General features: G+C 67.8%; 17 protein-coding genes. 4 read left to right on the forward strand and 13 right to left on the reverse strand.

All coding sequences use genetic code 11. From position 1 onward, the window contains the following. Nucleotides 1-44 precede the first annotated feature (44 nt). Complete coding sequence (locus ACSFBF_RS14375) at nt 45-1,256, forward strand: DUF2252 domain-containing protein (protein ID WP_435468019.1); 1,212 nt, start codon at nt 45-47, stop codon at nt 1,254-1,256. 21 nt (nt 1,257-1,277) lie between these two features. On the opposite strand, the gene ACSFBF_RS14380 is transcribed toward ACSFBF_RS14375, so the two are convergent. From ACSFBF_RS14380 to ACSFBF_RS14395, 4 genes are read right to left on the reverse strand one after another with little or no spacing between them, the layout of a single operon-like run. Continuing rightward, complete coding sequence (locus ACSFBF_RS14380; RefSeq protein WP_435468021.1) at nt 1,278-1,697, reverse strand: Lrp/AsnC family transcriptional regulator; 420 nt, start codon at nt 1,695-1,697, stop codon at nt 1,278-1,280. A 24-nt stretch (nt 1,698-1,721) separates the two neighbouring features. Next, on the reverse strand, nt 1,722-3,131 hold the full coding sequence (locus ACSFBF_RS14385; protein WP_435468023.1) for an amidase family protein: 1,410 nt from the start codon (nt 3,129-3,131) through the stop codon (nt 1,722-1,724). 37 nt (nt 3,132-3,168) lie between these two features. Then, the gene (locus ACSFBF_RS14390) at nt 3,169-4,491 is read right to left on the reverse strand and encodes an MFS transporter (protein WP_435468025.1); all 1,323 of its coding nucleotides are present in this window, start codon (nt 4,489-4,491) and stop codon (nt 3,169-3,171) included. 55 nt (nt 4,492-4,546) lie between these two features. Beyond that, the gene (locus tag ACSFBF_RS14395) at nt 4,547-5,722 is read right to left on the reverse strand and encodes a M20 aminoacylase family protein (protein ID WP_435468790.1); all 1,176 of its coding nucleotides are present in this window, start codon (nt 5,720-5,722) and stop codon (nt 4,547-4,549) included. Between the two features lie 190 nt (nt 5,723-5,912). Here ACSFBF_RS14395 and ACSFBF_RS14400 point away from each other — a divergent pair, with 190 nt between their 5' ends. Further along, nucleotides 5,913-6,809: a LysR substrate-binding domain-containing protein gene (locus ACSFBF_RS14400; protein ID WP_435468027.1), complete on the forward strand. Its 897-nt coding sequence runs from the start codon at nt 5,913-5,915 to the stop codon at nt 6,807-6,809. Here ACSFBF_RS14400 and ACSFBF_RS14405 read toward each other — a convergent pair. The 8 genes from ACSFBF_RS14405 to ACSFBF_RS14440 all read right to left on the reverse strand — a co-directional run bounded on the left by ACSFBF_RS14405 (nt 6,793) and on the right by ACSFBF_RS14440 (nt 16,080). Then, nucleotides 6,793-7,590, reverse strand: coding sequence for a sulfite exporter TauE/SafE family protein (locus tag ACSFBF_RS14405; protein WP_435468029.1), 798 nt, complete (start codon nt 7,588-7,590; stop codon nt 6,793-6,795). The two genes, ACSFBF_RS14400 and ACSFBF_RS14405, sit on opposite strands and share 17 nt — an antisense overlap. Beyond that, nucleotides 7,587-9,104 (reverse strand): AMP-binding protein, encoded by a 1,518-nt coding sequence (locus ACSFBF_RS14410; protein WP_435468031.1) that lies wholly within the window; start codon nt 9,102-9,104, stop codon nt 7,587-7,589. The genes ACSFBF_RS14405 and ACSFBF_RS14410 overlap by 4 nt, the downstream gene beginning before the upstream one ends. Before the next feature lie 2 nt (nt 9,105-9,106). Then, a complete protein-coding gene (sauS, locus tag ACSFBF_RS14415; protein WP_435468033.1) occupies nt 9,107-10,543 on the reverse strand; it encodes an acylating sulfoacetaldehyde dehydrogenase in 1,437 nt (478 codons plus the stop codon). A gap of 17 nt (nt 10,544-10,560) precedes the next feature. Beyond that, nucleotides 10,561-11,550 (reverse strand): tripartite tricarboxylate transporter substrate binding protein, encoded by a 990-nt coding sequence (locus ACSFBF_RS14420; protein ID WP_435468035.1) that lies wholly within the window; start codon nt 11,548-11,550, stop codon nt 10,561-10,563. Next, nucleotides 11,547-12,359 (reverse strand): IclR family transcriptional regulator, encoded by an 813-nt coding sequence (locus ACSFBF_RS14425; protein WP_435468037.1) that lies wholly within the window; start codon nt 12,357-12,359, stop codon nt 11,547-11,549. The genes ACSFBF_RS14420 and ACSFBF_RS14425 overlap by 4 nt, the downstream gene beginning before the upstream one ends. 136 nt (nt 12,360-12,495) lie before the next feature. Then, complete coding sequence (locus tag ACSFBF_RS14430) at nt 12,496-14,232, reverse strand: cobaltochelatase CobT-related protein (protein WP_435468039.1); 1,737 nt, start codon at nt 14,230-14,232, stop codon at nt 12,496-12,498. Next, nucleotides 14,229-15,221, reverse strand: coding sequence for an AAA family ATPase (locus tag ACSFBF_RS14435; RefSeq protein ID WP_435468041.1), 993 nt, complete (start codon nt 15,219-15,221; stop codon nt 14,229-14,231). The genes ACSFBF_RS14430 and ACSFBF_RS14435 overlap by 4 nt, the downstream gene beginning before the upstream one ends. 28 nt (nt 15,222-15,249) lie before the next feature. Next, nucleotides 15,250-16,080, reverse strand: a complete 831-nt coding sequence (locus ACSFBF_RS14440; RefSeq protein WP_435468043.1) for an IclR family transcriptional regulator — start codon at nt 16,078-16,080, stop codon at nt 15,250-15,252. A 159-nt stretch (nt 16,081-16,239) separates the two neighbouring features. Between ACSFBF_RS14440 and xsc the strand changes: the two genes are divergently transcribed. Together xsc and ACSFBF_RS14450 are read left to right on the forward strand one after the other, a co-directional pair. Then, entirely contained in the window at nt 16,240-18,063 is a 1,824-nt protein-coding gene (gene xsc, locus ACSFBF_RS14445; RefSeq protein WP_435468045.1) for a sulfoacetaldehyde acetyltransferase, read from the forward strand. Between the two features lie 8 nt (nt 18,064-18,071). Next, nucleotides 18,072-19,274: an acetate/propionate family kinase gene (locus ACSFBF_RS14450; RefSeq protein WP_435468047.1), complete on the forward strand. Its 1,203-nt coding sequence runs from the start codon at nt 18,072-18,074 to the stop codon at nt 19,272-19,274. 3 nt (nt 19,275-19,277) lie between these two features. Here the strand turns inward: ACSFBF_RS14450 and ACSFBF_RS14455 are convergent, their stop codons facing one another. Beyond that, nucleotides 19,278-20,222 (reverse strand): LysR family transcriptional regulator, encoded by a 945-nt coding sequence (locus ACSFBF_RS14455; RefSeq protein WP_435468049.1) that lies wholly within the window; start codon nt 20,220-20,222, stop codon nt 19,278-19,280. Nucleotides 20,223-20,295 lie beyond the last annotated feature (73 nt).

A 20,295-nucleotide genomic window follows, 5' to 3' on the forward strand; every position in this document is an offset into this window, starting at 1 on the left:
GTTGAACGAGAATCTGCCGCTCACCAACCGGGAGAAGCAACGCCATGGTCAACGTCGTCAAAACCATCCGCAACTTCAACGCCGGCCGTGACCCCGAACGCCTGGCGATGAAGTACGAGAAGCTGCGCTCCAGTCCGTTCGTCTTCCTGCGCGGCACCTGCCACCTGTTCTACGACCGTCTGCCGGCCGATGCACTGTTCACCAGCAAGGCGCCGACGGCATGGCTGTGCGGCGATGCCCACCTGGAGAACTTCGGCAGCTACAAGGGCGACAACCGGCTCGCGTACTTCGATCTCAACGACTTCGACGAAGCGGCGCTCGCGCCTGTGACGTGGGAGCTGGTGCGATTCCTCACCAGCATCCTGGTGGCCGGCGACAGCCTGCGTGCCTCGCGCGACGATGCGAATGCGCTGTGCAAGGTGTTTCTCGATGGCTATGCCGGCGCACTGGCGCTCGGCAAGGCCCGCTGGGTGGAGCGCGACACAGCCAGCGGCCTGATCCATGAGCTGCTCGCGAAGCTCAAGGCTCGCAGTCGCCCCGATTTCCTGAACAAGCGCATTGAGCGAAAGAACGGTCGCCGAAGCATCCTGCGCGACGGCGAGCATGCGCTGCCAGCCAACAAGGCCGAGCACGAACGGGCGAAGAAGCTGATCGCCGCATTCGCGGCAACGCAGGACAACCCCGACTTCTTCAAGGTGCTCGACGTGGCGCGGCGCATCGCCGGCACCGGCAGCCTGGGCGTGGAGCGCTATGTCGTCCTCGTCAAAGGCAAGGGCTCGCCCGACGGCAACTACCTGCTCGACCTGAAGCAGGCGCCTGTGTCGTCGCTCGTGCCGCACCTGAAGAAGATCAAGCAGCCCGCGTGGCCGTCGAACGCGCACCGCGTGGTGGGGCTGCAGCGCCGCATGCAGGCCGTGTCGATGGCCTTCCTGCACCCGATCGTCGATGGCAAGTCTTCCTACGTGCTGCGCGACCTGCAGCCCAGCGAAGACCGGGTGACCCTCGACGTGCGCCACACCGGGCTCGACCAAGTCCGCGACGTGATCGGGGAGATGGGGCAGATGATGGCCTGGGCGCACCTGCGCAGCTCGGGGCGCCAGGGCTCGGCCATCGCGGATGCGCTGGTCGATTTCGGCGCTTCGGCGAAGTCGTGGCGCCGCGACCTGCTGGACGCGGCGCATCAGTGTGCCGCGCAGGTCGAGAGCGACTGGGAGGTCTACTGCGAGGCCTACGATGCCAAGGCCTTTGCGCCGTAAGCTGCGCGAAGGAAAACCCGCTCAGCGATAGGTAGCGAGCAGGATGCTGGTCTCGGTGTTCGCAATGCCCTTGATGAGGCGCACGCGCTCCAGCACGTTCGACAGTTCGGCCATGGTCGCGGCGCGCAGTTCGGCCAGCAGGTCCCAGCGCCCGTTGGTGTCGTGCAGCGCCTCCACCGCGGGTTCGCCCAGCAGGCTGGCAATTACCGCGCGGGTCTGGTTGCCCTCGACGAGAACGCCCATCCACGCGCGGATCTTTCCGGGTTCGGCGTCGGGGCGCAGGCGCACCGAATAGCCGACGATGACCTGCTCGTCCTCGAGCTTGCGCAGCCGGTTCGTCACCGTACCGCGCGACACGCCCAGTTTTGCGGAGAGCGTAGCGACGGTGGTGCGCGCATCCTTGCGCAGCAGCGCAATCAGGGTGCGGTCGGTGTCGTCCATGGTCCGCAAATCCAGCTCCTCAGCTCAGCCCGCGAGATGGTCCAGCGCCGAGAAGCCGGCGGCGCGTTCGATGATCTCGCCCGCGTCGAGGCACAGGTCTTCGCGGTAGCGCGTGGCGCACAGCTGCACGCCTACCGGCAGGCCGTCGACCACGCCGGTCGGCACCGACAGGCCGGGCAGGCCCAGCATGGCGAGCGTCGTCATCGGGGACTGGGCCGCGAGCATCTGCTCCATGCGCGCCTGCGAGCGCGTGTCGTCGTCGATGGGAAACTGCCGTTCCCACGACACAGGCATCAACAGCACCGGGTACTCCTCGAAGAAGAACGACCAGGCGCGTGCTACCGTCAGGCGACGCTGCAGCGCGGTCAGGAACTGGTCGCGGTTCCAGTTGGGTGCGCCGGCCAGGATGAATCCGAAGGCCGCCTTCACCGATGCGTCGCCGAGCGCGTCGATGGCCGGGGCTGCACTGCGGCGCAGGTCGTCGTGTAGCAGGTCGCGCCACAGCACGGCAGCCTCGTCGAAATGCGGTGGCTCCGCCTCCTCGACGATGCAGCCGGCCTGTTCGAGCCAGGCCGCTGCCTGGTCGAGCGCAGCGATCACCGAGGGGTGCACGCCGGGGCCCGGCGCGCGCTTGAAGAGCGCCACCTTCAGGGGCTTGCGGGTGGGCGGGTATTGCAGCGGCGCGGGAACCCACAGCGGGTCGCGCACGTCGCCCTCGGCCATGACCCGCAGCGCCAGCCGCGCGTCGGCCACCGTGCGCGTCAGCGGGCCCTGCACCGACATCAGCTGGTTGGTGATGGTGCGGTCTTCCTTGGCTGTGGCGTTGACTGCCGGCACGCGGCCCGGCGTGGTGCGTAGCCCGACCACGCCGCAGGCCCATGCGGGGTAACGCACCGAGCCGCCCAGGTCGTTGCCGTGGTGAATGGGGCCCATGCCGAGTGCGGCGGCCACCGCCGCGCCGCCGCTGGAGCCGCCCGGCGTGACCTGCGCGTTCCAGGGATTGAGCGAGCGGCCATGCAGGTCGTTGTCGGTGAACCAGCGCAGCGAGAACGACGGCGCGTTGTTGCGCCCGACGATCACGGCGCCCGCGCGCCTGAGGTTTGAGACCACCGGCGCGTCGGTCTCGGCCACGAGGTTTTTCAGCGCGACGATTCCGCCGTCGGTGGCGCCGCCGGCAACGTCCACGTTGACCTTGATGGTCACCGGCACGCCGTGCAACGGGCCGACCGCGTCGCCGCGCGCAAGGGCGCCGTCGCCCTTGTCGGCCGCCGCCAGTGCCTGGGCGTGCAGCACGGACGACAACGCGTTGAATTTCGGGTTGACCTCGTCGATGCGGGCCAGCACGCTGGCCGTGGCTTCGCGGCAGGACACATCCTTCTTGCGGATCAGCGCGGCGAGTTCTGTGGCGTCCAGGCGCCAGAGGGGAGTGGTCATGGAGGGGTTCCTTGAATGGGCAAAGAGGAAGGCGCGGTCAGTCTTCCAGCGCGCGATTGCGGCTTTCGGGCAACGCGAGCATCGCGACGATGGCGATCACGCTGGCCGCCGCCATGTACCAGGCCGGCGCGGCAGGGTTGCCGGTCGTGGCGATCAGCCAGGTGATCACGAATTGCGTCGTGCCGCCAAATATCGACACGCCGACGGCATAGGCAATCGACATGCCGGTGGCGCGAATGCCGCGCGGCAGCAGTTCCGGAATGGCAACGAACGAGGCGGCCCCGGCGATGGCGGTGAGCGCGGACAGCAAGGCCGCCACGCCCATCAGCATGCCGATGCCCGGATACGCCACCAGCAGCAAGAAGGCGGGCACCACGATCAGTGCGGCGAGCACGCGCGGCCAGAGCATCGTTGCCTTGCGGCTGAAGCGGTCGCTGAGCCAGCCACCCAGGAGCGCGCACAGCATCGAGACGAAACCGCCGACCACGGTGGCGCTCAGCGCCACGCCCGGCGACATCTTCAGCGTGGTGATCGCATAGGTCGTCATGAAGTTGATGACGTAGGTCGACACCGTGCCGCCAAGCACCAGCAGCACTGCCAGTGCGATCAGCCCGCGGTGCTTGACGAGCCCGGCCTTGCCGCGGTTCTCCATGCGCACCGGCGCGGCGTGCAGCGTCTCGGGCATGCTGCGGCGCAGGTAGATGGCCAGCGGCACCAGCAACAGCCCGACCAGGAATGGCACGCGCCAGCCCCAGGCGGCCATGTCCTGGGGCGTCAGCAGGCCGTTCATGGCCATGCCCACCAGGCCTGCCACGCATGCGGCACCGCCCTGGCTTGCGAGCTGCCAGCTTGCATAGAGGCCGCGTTGTTTTGGGGGCGCGGCCTCGATCAGGAAAGCACTGGCCGGGCCCACTTCGCCGCCGAGCGCAAGGCCCTGCACCAGCCGGCAGATCACCACGATCACAGGCGCCGCAATGCCGATGCTGGCGTAGGAAGGCGTAAGCGCCAGGCCCAGCGTGCCGACGGTGATCAGCCCGATGGTCAGCAGCATGGCCGGCCGGCGACCGGCGCGGTCGGCGTACGCCCCGATCAGCACGCCGCCCAGCGGCCGGGCGAAGAACCCGACACCGAAGACGGCAACCGACAGCAGCAGGCTGCCCATCGGCGTGGAGGCCGGGAAAAAGGCCTTGCCGATGTACACGGCAAAGAACGCATAGGTGACGAAGTCGTAGAACTCCAGCGCGTTGCCCGCGACCGTGGCCGCGACGACGCGCGTGGGCACGCGTTGCCCGCTGGCGACCGGCGCTTGCGCGGCGCCCGGGTTCAGGGAATGGGCACTCTGGCCGATGCTGGCGTTCATGGCGATGGCTCGCTTTCCGAAGAGTAAGACCTTGGGGCAAAAACAGGGGAAGGATTCAGGAGGCCACGAGGAAGCGCTGCGCAAGCAGCACCCAGTACGCCGCGCCGATGGCAACGTTGTCATCGTTGAAGTCGTAGCCCGGGTTGTGGACCATGCAGCTGCCCGGTCCGGCGCCGTTGCCAATCTGCAGGTAGCTGCCGGGGCAGTGCTCCAGCATCACGGCGAAGTCTTCGCTGCCGGTGGCCGCGAGGCCGTGCAGGATCACGCGTTCGGGCCCGAGCAGCTCCAGCGCCACCTTGCGCGCGAAGTCGGTCTCGGCGAGCGTGTTGACCAGCACCGGGTAGTCGCGCCGGTAATCGACCACGGCATGCACGTCCAGGCTTTGCGCCTGCGCCGCCACCAGCGCGCGGATGCGTGTCTCCAGCAGGTCGCGCACCACCGGGTCGAGCGAGCGCACGCTGAGCTCCAGCGTCGCCTGCTGCGGAATGACGTTGTTGGCGCGGCCCGCGTTGATGGCCCCGACGGTCACGATCGCCGTCTGCTGCGGATCGACGTTGCGCGACACGACGGTCTGCAGCGCCATCACGATGCTGGCCGCCGCCACGATGGGGTCGGCCGCCAGGTGCGGCATGGCGCCGTGGCCGCCGGTGCCTTCGAGCGTGATCGTCACGTCGTCGGAAGACGCCATGGTGGCGCCATCGCGAAACACCAGCGTGCCCTGCGGCGTGCCCGGCATGTTGTGCATGGCAAAGATCGCGTCGCACGGAAAGCGCTCGAACAGGCCCTGCTCGATCATCAGCTTCGCGCCGCCGGGGTGCTCCTCGGCCGGCTGGAAGATCAGATGCAGCGTGCCGTCGAAGTCGCCTTCCTCCGCGAGCTGGCGTGCTGCCGCGAGCAGCATCGCCGTGTGGCCGTCGTGGCCGCAGGCGTGCATCAGGCCGTCGTGCAGGCTGTGCCATGCCACGCCACTGCGCTCCTGCAGCGGCAGCGCGTCCATGTCGGCCCGCAGGCCGAGGCGCTTGCCGCCGGTGCCGCGGCGCAGCGTGCCGACCACGCCTGTCATCGCGAGACCGCGGCTCACTTCGTAGCCCCAGGCGGTCAGCCGTTCGGCAATCAGCTGCGACGTGCGGTGTTCGTTCAGGCCCAGTTCGGGGTGTTGGTGAATATCGCGCCGGACTGCGACGAACTCCGGTGCGCGGTCCTGCATGCGTTGAAGAAGAGAGGTGAACATCATCCGGGCGAATGCTAGGCTCGCGCACCAGAAACCATAAGACGATAAATTTGCGTCGTGAAAACCTTTGGTTGTCAGGTAAACACGGGTTTTGCCCTAGGCTTTGCGAGTGCCCTACAAAGGGGCTTGCGGTCTACCGACGGCACTGTGTCAGTGCGCTGAAACCTCACTTGAAAAGTTGTCGCTGATCATGAAACTGAGCCAACTCGAATCCCTGGTGGCCGTGGTCGAACACGGCGGTATCCGCGCGGCAGCGCGCGAACTCAACGTCTCGCAGGCGGCCGTGACCAAGTCGATGCGGCTGCTGGAAGAAGACGCCGGCATTCCGCTGCTGGTGCGCCAGTCGCGCGGCATTGCGCTCACCGCGGCGGGCACCCGCCTGCTGGAGCGCGCGCGCGTCATCACGCGGCAGACGGCACTGGCGCGCGAGGAACTGCGCCAGGGCAACGGCGAAGACTTCGGCACCGTGCAGATCGGCGTCACGCCCTTTCTCACCTTCACGGGGCTGGGCGAGGCGTTCAACTGGTTCCGGCACCGCTATCAGAACGTGCAGCTCAACGTGATCGAAGGCCTCATGTCGCGCGTGCTGCCGCGCCTGCGCAACGGCACGCTCGACATGGCCGCCGTTGCCGCGGACGTGGGCGAGGTGCAGGGCGACGAGTTTCGCGTGCAACGCATCTTCCAGGCGCGCCAGTGCATCGTGGTGCGAGAGGGCCACCCGATGCAGAAGAAGCCGACCGCGCGCGGACTGGCGTCGTGCGAATGGGTGCTGACGCAGCCCATCGGCGGCGGACAGCAGCCGCGCATCGAGGCCATGTTCAGCCTGGCCGGCGTGCCGCCCCCGTCACGCGTGGTGGTGTGCGAGGCACTGTCGGCCATGGCGCTCGTGCGCAGCACCGACGTGGTGAGCATCGTGCCCGAGCCGCTGCTCGGGCACTTCGAGTCGAGCGGCATCGTGCCGATCAGCGAGGCGGTCTTTCATCCATGCGACGTGGAGCTGCTGATCCTCACGCGCGCAGACGTGCCGTTGACGCCCGCTGCCGAGTACTTTGCGCACTGCCTGTCGAAGGTCAGCCAGCCAGGCTGACCAGCGCACGCACCACACTCACCGCCGCCAGCGCAATCAGCAAGTTCAGCACATGCCTCCTGAACTGCTCCGGCGACACTCCCTTGAACGAACGCTGCCCGTACCAGATGCCCGCAAGCATCGCCGGTGCCAGCCACAGAGCCCACTTGAGCGTGTCCGGCCCCAGCAGGTTGCCCGACGCATGGGTTGAAGAAGGCATCAGCGCCGCGCAGATCAGCGACACCACGTCGCTGAACAGCAGCAGTGCAATCAGCGTGGCCCTCAATGCGGCCGGTGCCATCTTCGCGGTGCTGAGCAACACCGCGATCGCGATGCCGCCGATGGCCGCCACGCCATTGATGAAGCCCGATGCCAGCCCGGCCGCCAGCCGCACGCTGCGCGTAGGCACCAGCGTGACATGCGCGCCGCCGCGCAGCAGCAGCGCGGCCGCCATCAGCAGCGCGCCTATCAGCAGGCGCAGCGGCGTCTCGGGCAGCCATGCGAGTAGCGCGACGCCAATGGGAATGCAGATCAGATTGCCCAGCATCAGCCAGCTGAGCCATGGCATGTCGACATCGCGCGCGATGCCGCGCAACTGGCTCAGGCTTGCCAGGATTTCGAGCATGAAGATCGCGGGCACCACCAGCGCGGGCGACACCACCAGCGACATGCCCGCCACGGTGATGGCCGAGAAGCCGAAGCCCGCGAAGCCGCGCACGATGCCCGCTGCGAACACCACGCACAGGCTGTAGACCAGCGTTACCGGCGCCAGCGGCGGCACCAGAAGCTCGGCCGCCGTCATGCCTCGAACAGCGGCAACAGCTTCAGGCGTTGCACCTTTCCGGAAGGGCCGCGTGGCAGGTCTTGCACGAAGCGGTAGTGGCTGGGCGTCTTGTAGCGGCCGAGTGCGGTGGCGCTGAATTCGCGCAGTTCGTCTTCGGTGCAGGCGCAGCCTTCGCGCAGCACGATGCACACGCCGATCTCCTGGCCGTAGTGGCGGTCGGGCACGCCCACGGCGGCAGCTTCGAGCACGGCGGGGTGCCGCAGCAGGGCTTCGTCGATCTCGCGCGGCGCGATGTTCTCGCCGCCCTTGATGATCAGCTCCTTGATGCGGCCGGTGACGAAGAAGAAGCCGTCCTCGTCGCGGTGGCCGAGGTCGCCGGTGCGCAGCCAGCCGTCGGGCGTGAAGCTCGCGCGGGTGGCTTCCTCGTTCTTGTAGTAGCCGAGCATCACGTTGGGCCCGCGAATCACGATCTCGCCGGTCACGCCGGTGGGCACGGCTGCGTGCTTGGCATCGACCACGCCGGCCATGCAGCCCGACGCACGGCCCACCGAACCTAGCTTGCGCGCGGCCGGGTCCATCGGGTTGGAGAAGGAGGGTGCCGCAGTTTCGGTGAGGCCCATGGTCTCGACGATGCCGATGCCGAACATCCGCTCGAAGGCACGCAGGTGCTCGGGCGGCAGCGCGGCCGAGGCCGAGCGGCAGAAGCGGATGGCGAGCGTCTGCGCGAGTGGCGGCTTCGGGCCTTCGAGCAGGTACGAGATCATGGTGGGCACCACGTTGATCCAGCTGCACTGCGTTTGCGTGGCTTGTTCCCAGAAGCGGCCAGCCGAGAACTTCGGCGGCATCGCAAGGCTGCCGCCATGCGCGAGCGGCGCGAGCATGGTCACGGCGAAGGCGTTGATGTGATACAGCGGCAGCACAGCGAGCACACGGTCGGAGGGCCGCAGCGCATGCTCGACGCTGATGGCGTGCGCGTTGGCCGCGAGGTTGCGCTGCGTGAGCATCACGCCCTTGGGCACGCCCGTGGTGCCGGAGGTGTACATCAGCAGCGCGACGGCGTCGGGTGAGGGCGGTGGCACGTCGATTGCCGCCTCTTCTTCGCCGGGCAACGCATCGCCTTCCGGGTCGACCACGAGCAGCGTCACGGGCCGTTCGAAGGTGTCGACGATGCCGCGCACGCGCGCCTCCCACTCGGGCGCGACGCAGACCACGCGGCAGTCGGAGTGCGAGAGCACATAGCGCATCTGCTCCGGCTGCGACAGCAGGTTGACGGGGTTCACGCAGAAGCCGCCATGCATCGCGCCCAGCAGCAGGCACAAGGTTTGCAGGCCGTTGGGCATGACGACGGACACGGTGTCGCCCGGCTGCATGCCGTGGCCACGCAGCACGGCGGCCACACGGCGGCAACCGGTCGCGAGGTCGCCGTAGCCCAGGTGGCGCTCGGTCTCGGTGGCGCGCGCATACACCGCGTGCGGCTGCTGCCGCGCCTGTTGCTCGATCAGCGCATGAACCGTTGTTGCAGCCGCCGTCATGCTTACTTCGCGCCGTGCTCGGCGAAGAAGGCGCCGAAGATTTCTTCCTCGCTCGGCACCTTCTCCGGAATCGGCCGCGACACGCGCGTGATGTTCAGGTAGTGCCGGTAGTTCATGTTGTCCGAGAAGTTGTTCTTGCCCCAGGTGCCGCAGCCCATCGACAGCGAGAACGGCAGACCGTTGTCGAAGCTGCCGCCGGTGGCGATGCAATGCGCCTGGTCGACGATGACGCGCGACACCGGCAGCGTGAGGCCCAGCGTGAGTGCGCGTTCGGGCACCGCACTGTGCAGGCCCACCGAGTGGCCCGCGCCTTCGTAGGCGTAGATGCGTTCGACAGTGGCCATGGCGTGCGCGAAGTCGCGCGCGGCATACACGGCGAGCACGGGGCTCAGCTTCTCGCCGGAGAACGGGTGGTCGTGGCCCACGCCGTCTTCGGCCACCATGAGGATGCGCGGATCGGCATCGGCAATTGCCAGCCATGCGGCGCGGTTGGCGCCGTCGATGGCGGCCGCGCGCTCGGCGATGGTGCGCGCCGACTGGCCGATGACTGCGGGCGACAGCTTGCCCTCGGGCCACATCAGCGCCTGCAGCGTGGCCTTCTGCGCATCGGCGAGCATGACGGCGCCGCGATCTTTCAGCGCGGCGAGCGTCTGCGCGCGCACCGCGTCGATGATGACGAGGCTGTTCTCCGACGAGCAACTGGTCGCGTTGTCGAAGGTCTTCGAACGCACGATGCGGTCTGCGGCCGCGGCGATGTCCGCCGTTTCGTCGACGATGCCCGCCACGTTGCCCGCGCCCACGCCGAAGGCCGGCGTGCCGCTCGCATAGGCCGCGCGCACGTTGGCCTGCGAGCCGGTCGCCACCACCAGGTCGCACAGGCGCATCAGCTCGGCGGTCGATTGCTTGTTGACCGGCGAGGGCAGCAGCTGCACCAGGTCGCGCGGCGCACCGATGCGATCGAACTGCTGGTGGATGAATTCGATGAGTCGCGCCGCCGTAGACCAGCCCTTGGGCGAGGGCGCGACGATGACCGCGTTGCGCCCCTTGAGCGCATTGATGATCTTGTTGGCCGGCGTGGCGCCCGGGTTGGTCGAGGGCGTGACGGCGCACACCACGCCCACGGGTCGCGCAATTTCGATGATGCCGCGCGCCGGGTCTTCGGCGATCACGCCGACCGAGCGCGCGCCGTGCAGGTCGCGCAGCAGGCCGAAGGTCTTGCGGTGGTTCTTGCGCACCTTGTCTTCGACGTTGCCCACGCCGGTGTCGGCCACGGCCAGCTCGGCCAGCTCGCGGTTGCGCGCCGGCTCGATGATGGCCCAGCCGGCCGCGACCACGGCGGTGTCGACCTGCGCCTGCGACCAGGTTTCGTAGATGCGCTGCGCGGCGCGTGCGCGCGCCACGAGTTCGGCGATGGGGGAAGAGGGGGCTGCGTTTTCCATAGGGTTGTCCGTGTCGATCAATCGACTTTGATGCTGGCTTCCTTGGCGAGCTTCTGCCAGCGCACGAGTTCGGTAGTGACGACCTTGCCGAGTTGCTCGGGCGTACCGCCGACGCCTTCGCTGCCCTGTGCGAGCAGCTTGTCGCGGATGTCCGGTTCCTTCACCACGGTGTTGATCACGCGGTTGAGCTTGTCGATGGCCGGCTGCGGCGTCTTCGCGGGCACGAACACGGCGTACCACGAGTCCACGTCGAAGTCGGGCACGCCGGCTTCTTGCATCGTCGGCACGTCGGGGAAGGCTGCGCTGCGCTTGGTGGTGGACACCGCGAGCGCCTTGAGCTTGCCCGCCTTCACGAACTGCGCGGCCGCCGGAATCGACACCCACAGCAACGGCACTTGCCCGCCCATCACGTCGGTCACGGCCGGGCCGCCGCCGCGGTAGGGGATGTGCGTCATGTGCGTGCCGGTGCGCAGCTTCAGCAGTTCGCCCGCAAGGTGCCCGGGCGAGCCGTTGCCCACCGAGGCGAAGGCGATGCTGTCGGGCTTGGCCTTGGCCAGCGCAATGAGTTCGGCCACGGTGTTGGGCGCAAACTGCGTGTTGGCCACCAGAATCTGCGGCAGCGAGGCGACCATGCCGACCGGCGCGAAGTCTTTGGCGGTGTCGAAGCCCAGCTTGGCGTAGATGGCCGGGTTGATGGTGTGCGAAGACAGCGTGAACAGCACCGTGTAGCCGTCGGGTGCCGACTTGGCCACCACCTCGGTGCCGATGGAGCCGGCTGCGCCGCCCCGGTTGTCGATCAGCACCGGCTGGCCCAGCAGCGTTTGAAAGCGCTCCTGCACGATGCGCGCAATCACGTCGGTGCCACCGCCGGGCGGGTAGGGCACGATCAGGCGGATCGGCTTCGTCGGGTAGTCGCTGCCGTTCTGCGCCTGTGCGGCGAAGGGCGACGACAGGGCGGCGAGAGCCAGCAGCCCGGCGTGCAGCCAGGGGGCGAAGAACAACTTCATTCGGATCTCCTTCTCTTGGTGATGGACGTCGGCGGCAACGGCGTGAGCGGTGCTGCGTTCAAGCGGTAGCCCAGCGTGACGCTGGCGTCGCGCGCGCAGGCCATCAGGTGGTCGGCCAGCCCGCGCGCCTGTGTGCGCGCGAAGCGGATCGAGGGCACGCTCATGCCGACGGCGGCCACGGCTTCGCCGCGCGCATTGAGCACGGGCACGCCGAGGCCGCAGACGCCGATGCGCCACTCTTCCCGGTTCTCGGCATAGCCGCGGGCGCGCGAGCGTTCGAGTTCGGTGAAGAGGGCGTCGAAGTCGGTGATGCTGTTCTTCGTGTGCGCCACCAGCGTGCCCAGGCGCTCTTGCAGCGCCGGCACGTCGAGCGCGGCCGCCGCGAGCAGCGCCTTGCCTGAAGCCACGCAGTACGCCGCCGCACGGCCGCCGATGCGCGAGTACGCGGCCACGGGCAGCGGGCTGTCGAACTTGTCGAGGTAGACGATCTCGGCGTCGTCGAGCACTGCGAGGTGGATGGTCTCGCCCGTGGCCTGCGCCAGCAGCGCGAGGTGGGGTCGCAGCAGCGCGCCGATGTCCGATGCATCGGACACCATGGCCCCCAGCTCGAACAGCCGCAGGCTTGGCCTGTAGGCGCTCGTGTCCGGGTCTTGCACGGCCCAGCCGCATTCGACCAGCGTCTGCAGCGTGCGGTGCGCATTGCTGCGTGCCATGCCGAAGGCCTGGGCCAGTTCGGTGACGCGGCAGTCGCGCTGCTGGCGCACCATCCATTCGATGGCGGCGAGGCCCTTGGCAAGCGTGGAGTCCATGAGGCTTTCTATGGCATATCCGATGTTCCAAATATTGGAACTGCGTTCCCGGATGTGAAACGCAATGTAAGAACCCTGGGTGCCCTTTGTCAATCGGGGACTTGGATGTAGTTCAAAACGCCTCAGGTCGAAGGCCTCAGCGGCGGTGGCGTCCGGCCATGAGTTCGATCACCTCGCGGAAGATGGTGTTGCCGCTGGAGGTGGCCAGGTCGAGCACGTGGCTGCGGCTGTAGTAGGTGCTCAGGTCGAGGCCCACGCCGATGCCCGCAATGGCGATGTCGCCGCGCTGTTCCTGGCGCGCGACCACGTCGCGCAGGTGGTGGTCGAGGTAGTGCGCGTCGTTGGCAAGATGCGTGGCGCTGTCCATCGGCGAGCCGTCGGAGATCACGAGCAGCAGCTTGCGCGCCTCGCTGCGCTGGCGCAGCCGCATGCAGGCCCAGTCGATGGCCTCGCCGTCGATGCCTTCGCGGAACAGGTCGGCTTTCAGCAGCGCAGCCATCGCGGGGCGCGCGCGCCGCCATGGCGTCGCAGCACTCTTGAAGACGAGGTGGCAGCGCTCATTGAGCCGGCCCGGGTGCGGCGGTCTGCCCGCGCGCACCCATTCGCGCTGCGGGCGCCCGCCGTTCCATGCGCCGGTGGTGAAGCCCAGTACCTCGCTGGTCACGCCAGCCTGTTCGAGCGCACGCGCGAACACGTCGGCCATCATCGCGACCGATTCGGCGTGCTCCTTCATCGAGCCCGAGCAGTCGATGAGAAAGGTGACGACGCAGTCGGCCACCGGCTCCATGCGCTCGGTGCGGAACAGGCGGCGCTCTGTGGGCGAGGCCACGAGTTGCGCGAGGCGGCGGCCGTCGATCAGGCCTTCTTCCTGCGCGCCGTCCCAGCCGTCGCGCTCGGGCTCGGCCAGCAGGGCGCGCAACTCACGCGCGAGGCGGGCGATGTTCACGCCCTGCGCAGCGATGCGGCGGTCGAGCTTTTCACGGTGGTCGGCGAGCACTTCCTTGCGTGCGAGCGTGGCGGCATCGTGTTCGCGGTCGTAGGCGTTGGAGAAGACGCGATACGCGCCGCCCGCGTCGTCGAGCACCGCGCTGCGGCCCGACTCGGCGGTGGTGAAGCGCTCGACGATCTCCTGGTCCATGTCGGCCACGAGGCTGAACACGCTGCGCTTGTCGTCCACATGCGGGTCGCGCGCGGCGTTGCTGCCTTCTTCATCGGCCTCGTGCAGCATCGCGGCGACGGTGCGTGCAATGGCGCGGGCGTGCACGGCGTAGGCGGCCTGGTCGGCGCGGTCTTTGCGCAAACCTGCCAGTGCGTGGCCGATCAATGGCGCGAGCGCGAAGCGCGTGGCTTCGAGCATGTCTTCGGTTTCTTCCACCACCTGCTGGCCGCTGACGCGGGCGCGGCAGATCTGCGCCACGGCGTACAGCAGCAGGCCGCGCGCGGTGTCGGTCAGGCCGGAGTGATGAAAGGAAAGCGACCACTGCTCGTGGCGGTGTCGCAGGTTGTGCCGCATGCCGGCCATGACCTCGGGCGCCATGGCCTCGACGCGGAACTGTTCGAGCATTTCGAACAGCATGCGTTCGACAGGCTCCTCGGGGCGCAGGCTTTCGTGCAGCGCCGCGTCCGATTCGGTGAGCCGCAATGCAAGCCCGTCGGCCACGCCGCGAAACGACGCAAAGTCGTCGGTGTCGGGCGAGGGATGCAGATGCGGCGCAAACCACGGCAGCGCCACGCGGCCACGGTGCAGCCGCCGGCCACGAAAGTGCAGGTCGCGCTCGCCGCTGAAGGCGCGCACCACCGCCGCGCAAAGCTCCGCAACCTGCTCCTCCTGCCGCACGCGGCGCTGCATCGCGCTCGCGGGTTCGGCAGTCATTCGCGCGGGCCCGCAGAGAGCTGGTGCGACTCCTTCAGTTCGCGGTCGAAGCAGCGCTGGAAATACTCGGCCACCAAGGGCCGCTCGGCGTCGTCGCACTTGTTGACGAACGACAGGCGAAACGCCAGCGCCGGGTCCTTGAAGATCTCGATGTTCTCGGCCCAGGTAATGACTGTGCGCGGCGACATCAGCGTAGACAGGTCGCCCGCCGCAAAGCCCTTGCGCGTGAGGTCGGCCACGGCCACCATCGATGCGACCAGCTTCGTGCCCGCCTCGTCGGCTAACGATGGCACACGCGCCTGCACGATGGCGATCTCTTCGGCGGCCGGCAGGTAGTTGAGCGAAGCCACGATGTTCCAGCGGTCGATCTGCGCATGGTTGAGCCGCTGCGCGCCGTGGTACAGGCCGTTGAGGTTGCCCAGGCCCACCGTGTTGGCGGTGGCGAACAGCCGGAAGAAGGGGTGTGGCCGCAGCACCTTGTTCTGGTCCATCAGCGTGAACTTGCCGTCGCGCTCCAGGATGCGCTGGATGACGAACATCACATCGGGCCGACCGGCGTCGTACTCGTCGAAGACCAGCGCCACGGGGCGTTGCAGCGACCAGGGCACGATGCCTTCCTGGAACTCTGTGACCTGCTTGCCTTCGCGCAGCACCACCGCGTCTTTGCCGACGAGGTCGAGCCGGCTGATGTGGCCGTCGAGGTTGAGCCGTACGCAGGGCCAGTTCAGCCGCGCCGCTACCTGCTCGATGTGCGTCGATTTGCCGGTGCCGTGCAGGCCCTGCACCATCACGCGCCGGTCGCGCGTGAAGCCCGCGAGGATGGCGAGCGTCACGTCGGGGTTGAAGCGGTAGACCGCGTCGACCTCGGGCACGTGGTCGTCGATGGCTTTGGACGGGCTGAAGGCGGGCACCTGCAGGTCGGTGTCGATGCCGAACACGTCGCGCACGCTGAGCATCCTGTCGGGTCGAAGGTCGGCGGTGTCGGTCACGGTGGGCTTTCGGGGAATGTGGGGTTCTTCAGGCCTGTGCGCGGTCGGGGGCCGCGTCGGCATCGATGCGGCTCAGCGCCTGTGCCGCGCGTTGCAACGCGGGCAGCAGCGTCTTCGCCTTGGCCGCGTCGAGCCGCATCACTGGCGCCTGCACCGCGATGCACAGGTTGGAGGGCGCGTCGTCGCCGGACGGCACCAGCGTGGCAATGCACAGCAGGCCCGGCAGGAACTCTTCATGGTCGATGGCGTAGCCGTCCTTGCGCACGCGCTGCACTTCCTTCTCCAGCGCCTCGGGGTCGGTCAGCGTCCTTGGTGTGTACGGCTCGAGCGGCGCGTTCGACAGCAGCCGGCGGCGCTGCGCCGCGCTCATCTGCGAAAGAAAGATCTTGCCGCTGGCCGAGCAATGCGCCGGCACGCGCGAACCCGAGTGCAGGTAGAAGCGCAGCGGCGCGGCGGTCTCCACGCGGTCGAGGTACACCACCTCGCTGCCCGAGAGGGCCGTGAGGTTGCAGCTCTCGCCGATTTCTTCCACCAACTGGCGCAGCACCGTGTGGCGCGCGCCGTGCAGGCTGTCGTTGAGCAGCAGGTTCTCGGCCAGCCGCCGCAGCCGCGTGCCGATGCCGTAGTGCCGGCCATCGCCTTCGCGCTGCAGCAGCCCCGCGCCTTCGAGCTGCTGGAGCATGCGGTGCAGCGTGGGCTTGGGCAGGCCGGTTTCTTCCACCAGGCCCTGCAGCGAATAGCGCTGGTCTTTTGCGGCCATGACTTCGAGCAGCGCGAACAGGCGCATGGTGGGCGTGTCGCCCGCCGGTTCCTGCGCTTCCGGTGAGAGGCCTTTGACGATCTTCATGGCGCGGATCATATGCTTTTTACAAAAAAAGAGACAAGGCGTACCGTTTTTTGTAAATTGTTTGACGCGAGGCCGATGCCGTCCTATATTCCGCCGAAACGAATTCCGGAACAAGAAGTTCCGACTTTTCGCGTTGCAACCACCGCCCCATCCCTTCAGGAGACGCCTTCCATGAGCCAGAAGCAACCCACCGCACCCGCACGCGAAGCCGTCACCGGCGTGCAGAAGATGACGCCTTCCGAGGCCTTCGTCGAGACCATGGTCGCCAATGGCGTGACCGACATCTTCGGCATCATGGGCTCGGCCTTCATGGACGCGATGGACATCTTTGCGCCCGCCGGCATCCGCCTGATTCCGGTGGTGCATGAGCAGGGCGGCGCCCACATGGCCGACGGCTATGCGCGCGTGTCGGGCCGCCACGGCCTCGTGATCGGCCAGAACGGCCCCGGCATCAGCAACTGCGTGACGGCCATCGCGGCCGCCTACTGGGCGCACAGCCCGGTCGTGATGATCACGCCCGAGACCGGCACCATGGGCATGGGCCTCGGCGGCTTCCAGGAAGCCAACCAGCTGCCGATGTTCCAGGAGTTCACCAAGTACCAGGGCCACGTGAACAACCCCAAGCGCATGGCCGAGTACACGGCGCGCTGCTTCGACCGCGCCATCTCCGAGATGGGCCCGACGCAGCTCAACATTCCGCGCGACTACTTCTACGGCGAGATCACCACCGAGATCCCGAAGCCGATGCGCGTGGAGCGCGGCGCGGGCGGCGAGAACAGCCTGAACGCCGCCGTCGAACTGCTGGCCTCGGCGAAGTTTCCGGTGATCCTCTCGGGCGGCGGCGTGGTCATGGGCGATGCGGTGGAAGAGTGCAAGGCACTCGCCGAGCGCCTGGGCGCGCCGGTGGCCAACGGCTACCTGCGCAACGACTCCTTCCCCGCGAGCCACCCGCTGGCAGCGGGGCCGTTGGGTTATCAAGGCTCCAAGGCCGCGATGAAGCTCATCGCGCAGGCCGACGTGGTGCTCGCACTCGGCTCGCGCATGGGCCCCTTCGGAACGCTGCCGCAGCACGGCATGGACTACTGGCCGAAGGACGCGAAGATCATCCAGGTAGAGGCCGATCACACCAACCTCGGCCTTGTGAAGAAGATCACTGTGGGCATTCACGGCGACGCCAAGGCCACCGCCAAGGAACTGCTCAAGCGCCTGCAAGGCAAGACGCTGGCCTGCGACGCCAGCAAGGCCGAGCGCGCCGCGAAGATCAAGGCCGAGAAGGCCGCATGGGAGAAAGAGCTCGACGAGTGGACCCACGAGCGTGACCAGTTCAGCCTCGACGCCATCGAGGAAGCCAAGGGCGAGAAGACGCCCACCGGCGGCAGCTATCTGCACCCGCGCCAGGTGCTGCGAGAACTCGAAAAAGCCATGCCACCACGCGTGATGGTCTCGACCGACATCGGCAACATCAACGCCATTGCCAACAGCTACCTGCGCTTCGAGGAGCCGCGCAGCTTCTTCGCGCCGATGAGCTTCGGCAACTGCGGCTACTCGCTGCCGACCATGATCGGCGCCAAATGCGCGGCCCCCGACCGCCCGGCCGTGGCCTATGCCGGCGACGGCGCCTGGGGCATGAGCATGGCGGAAATCATGACGGCCGTGCGCCACGACATCCCGGTGACGGCCGTGGTCTTCCACAACCGGCAGTGGGGTGCGGAGAAGAAGAACCAGGTCGACTTCTACAATCGCCGCTTCGTGGCTGGCGAGCTCGAAAGCGAAAGCTTCGCGGGCATTGCAAAGGCCATGGGCGCCGAGGGCATCGTGGTCGACAAGCTCGAAGACGTGGGCCCTGCACTGAAGAAAGCCATCGACATGCAGATGAATGAAGGCAAGACCTGCGTGATAGAGATCATGTGCACGCGCGAGCTGGGTGATCCGTTCCGCCGCGACGCGCTGTCGAAGCCGGTGCGCTTCCTCGACAAGTACAAGGACTACGTCTGAGCCATTCCATGACCGACTCGCTGCTGACGCTGAACGCGGGTTCGTCGTCGATCAAGGTCGCATTGTTCGATGCGGCCGGCGATGGCGATGCATCGTTGCCAGCAGCGCGTTGGTCGGGGCAGGCGGATGGACTTGGCGCAGGCCTGAAGGCGCGGCTGCGTGTTCGCGATGCCCAGGGGCAGACGTTGCACGATGCGGCGCTCGATGGCGCGCAGGCTTCGCATCAAGGTGCGTTGGCGGCTTTGCTCGAATGGCACGCGCAGCAGGCCGATGGCAGGCGCATCGCGGCGGTCGGGCACCGCATCGTGCATGGTGGTGCGGACTTTGTGACGCCGGTGCGTATCGATGCCTCGGTGCTCGATGCGCTCGCCAAGCTTGAGCCACTGGCGCCGCTGCATCAACCGCACAACCTTGCGGGCGTGCGTGCGGCGATGGCTGCGTTCGAGGGTGTGCCGCAGGTGGCGTGTTTCGACACGGCCTTTCATGCGGTGCAGCCCGAGGTCAATCGCCGCTTCGCTTTGCCGCGTGCGCTGCACGATGCGGGTGTGCGGCGCTATGGCTTTCACGGACTTTCCTACGAATCGATCGTCGCGCAGTTCGCGGGCATTGCGCCCGAGCTGGCGCAACGTCGCGTGATCGTCGCGCACCTCGGCAACGGTGCGTCGATGTGCGGCATCGCGCAGGGCCAATCGGTCGCGACGACGATGACTTTCTCGCCGCTCGACGGACTGACCATGGGCACGCGCTGCGGCCACATCGACGCGGCTGTCGTGCTGTACCTGATGCGCTCGCACGGCATGTCGGCCGACCAGGTCGAGGCGCTGCTGTTCCGCGAATCGGGCCTGCTCGGCATCTCGGGCGTGTCGAGCGACATGCGCGCACTGGAAGCATCGGCCGAGCCTGCCGCGGCCGAGGCCATCGGGCATTTCGCCGAACAGGTGGTGCAGCACATGGGCAGCCTCGCGGCCGCGCTGCGCGGTGTCGACGCCATCGTGTTCACCGGCGGCATCGGCGAGAACGCAGCCCCGCTGCGTGAACGCATCCTCGAAGACTGCGAATGGCTGGGTGTGAATGTCTATGCGGCGGCCAACAGTGGCGGTGCTGCGCGGCTCACGACGGCTGAGAGCCCGGTCAGTGCCTGGGTATTGCGCACCGACGAAGAAGCGGTGATTGCGCGGCACACGGCGAACGTGCTGCGCGCTACCGCCTGAGGGTCAGCGCGCCGATGACGCGCGCGGCACGCTGGCGCCGCAGTGGCGCAGGAAGTCGGCCGTAGCGCGGCCGAGCAGCTTGTCGCGGTGCATCACCGTCGCCAGCCGCCGCATGCCCGCCGGCAACCGCGTGCGCAGCTCGATCAGATGACCGTCTTCCAGCGCCTGCGCCACCGTGTAGCGCGACAGGCAGGCCAGCCCGGTGCCCGAGGCCACCACGCGCTTGATGGCCTCGGTGCTGCCCAGCTCGAAGCCCACGCGCACCTGTTCGAGGTTCTGGATCAGCCATGCGTCCGTTACCTGCCGTGTGCCCGAGCCATGCTCGCGCAGCACCCACGTGGCCTGCGACAGCTGCTTGTGCGTGGCGATGCGGCCCGCCAGCGGGTGGCCGGGTGCGGCGACGATCACCAGTTCGTCATCGCGCCATGCGCGCACCACGAGGTCGGGGTGCGTCTGCGGGCCTTCGATGAAGCCGACGTCCACGTCGAAGCCCGCAACCGCCTGGATCACGTCGTGCGTGTTCGCAATGTGCAGGTGCACCTGACTCTGCGGATGCAGGTGCGTCCATTGCGACACCTTCTCGGGCAGCAGGTATTCGCCGATGGTGAAGCTGGCCGCCACCCGCAGCGGCGCCGCATGCTCGCCGCTGAACAGCGCCTCGACCTCGCCCGCCTGATCGAGCAACGCCTGTGCCTTGGGCAGCAGCGCGCGGCCGTTCTCGTTGAGCACCAGCCGGCGCCCGAGCCGGTCGAAGAGCAGGGCGCCCACCGAAGACTCCAGGTCGGCCAGCGCGCTGCTTGCGGCCGACTGCGAGCGTGCGATGCGGTCGGCTGCGGCGCGGGTGCTGCCTTCGCGCGCGGTGGCGACGAACACTTCAAGCTGCCGCAGGTTGAGGCGCAGGCGCTGGCTTGGGGCCGGGCTCTGGAGCTGATCTGTTTTTCCGGTCATGGTGAGCGATATTCTCTGCTTTTTCGTTTGATCGAGGCTGCATAACATCGCACGGACCCCGCCTGAAAACAAA

This window comes from Variovorax nivicola, from assembly GCF_051216475.1.
GTDB lineage: Bacteria > Pseudomonadota > Gammaproteobacteria > Burkholderiales > Burkholderiaceae_C > Variovorax.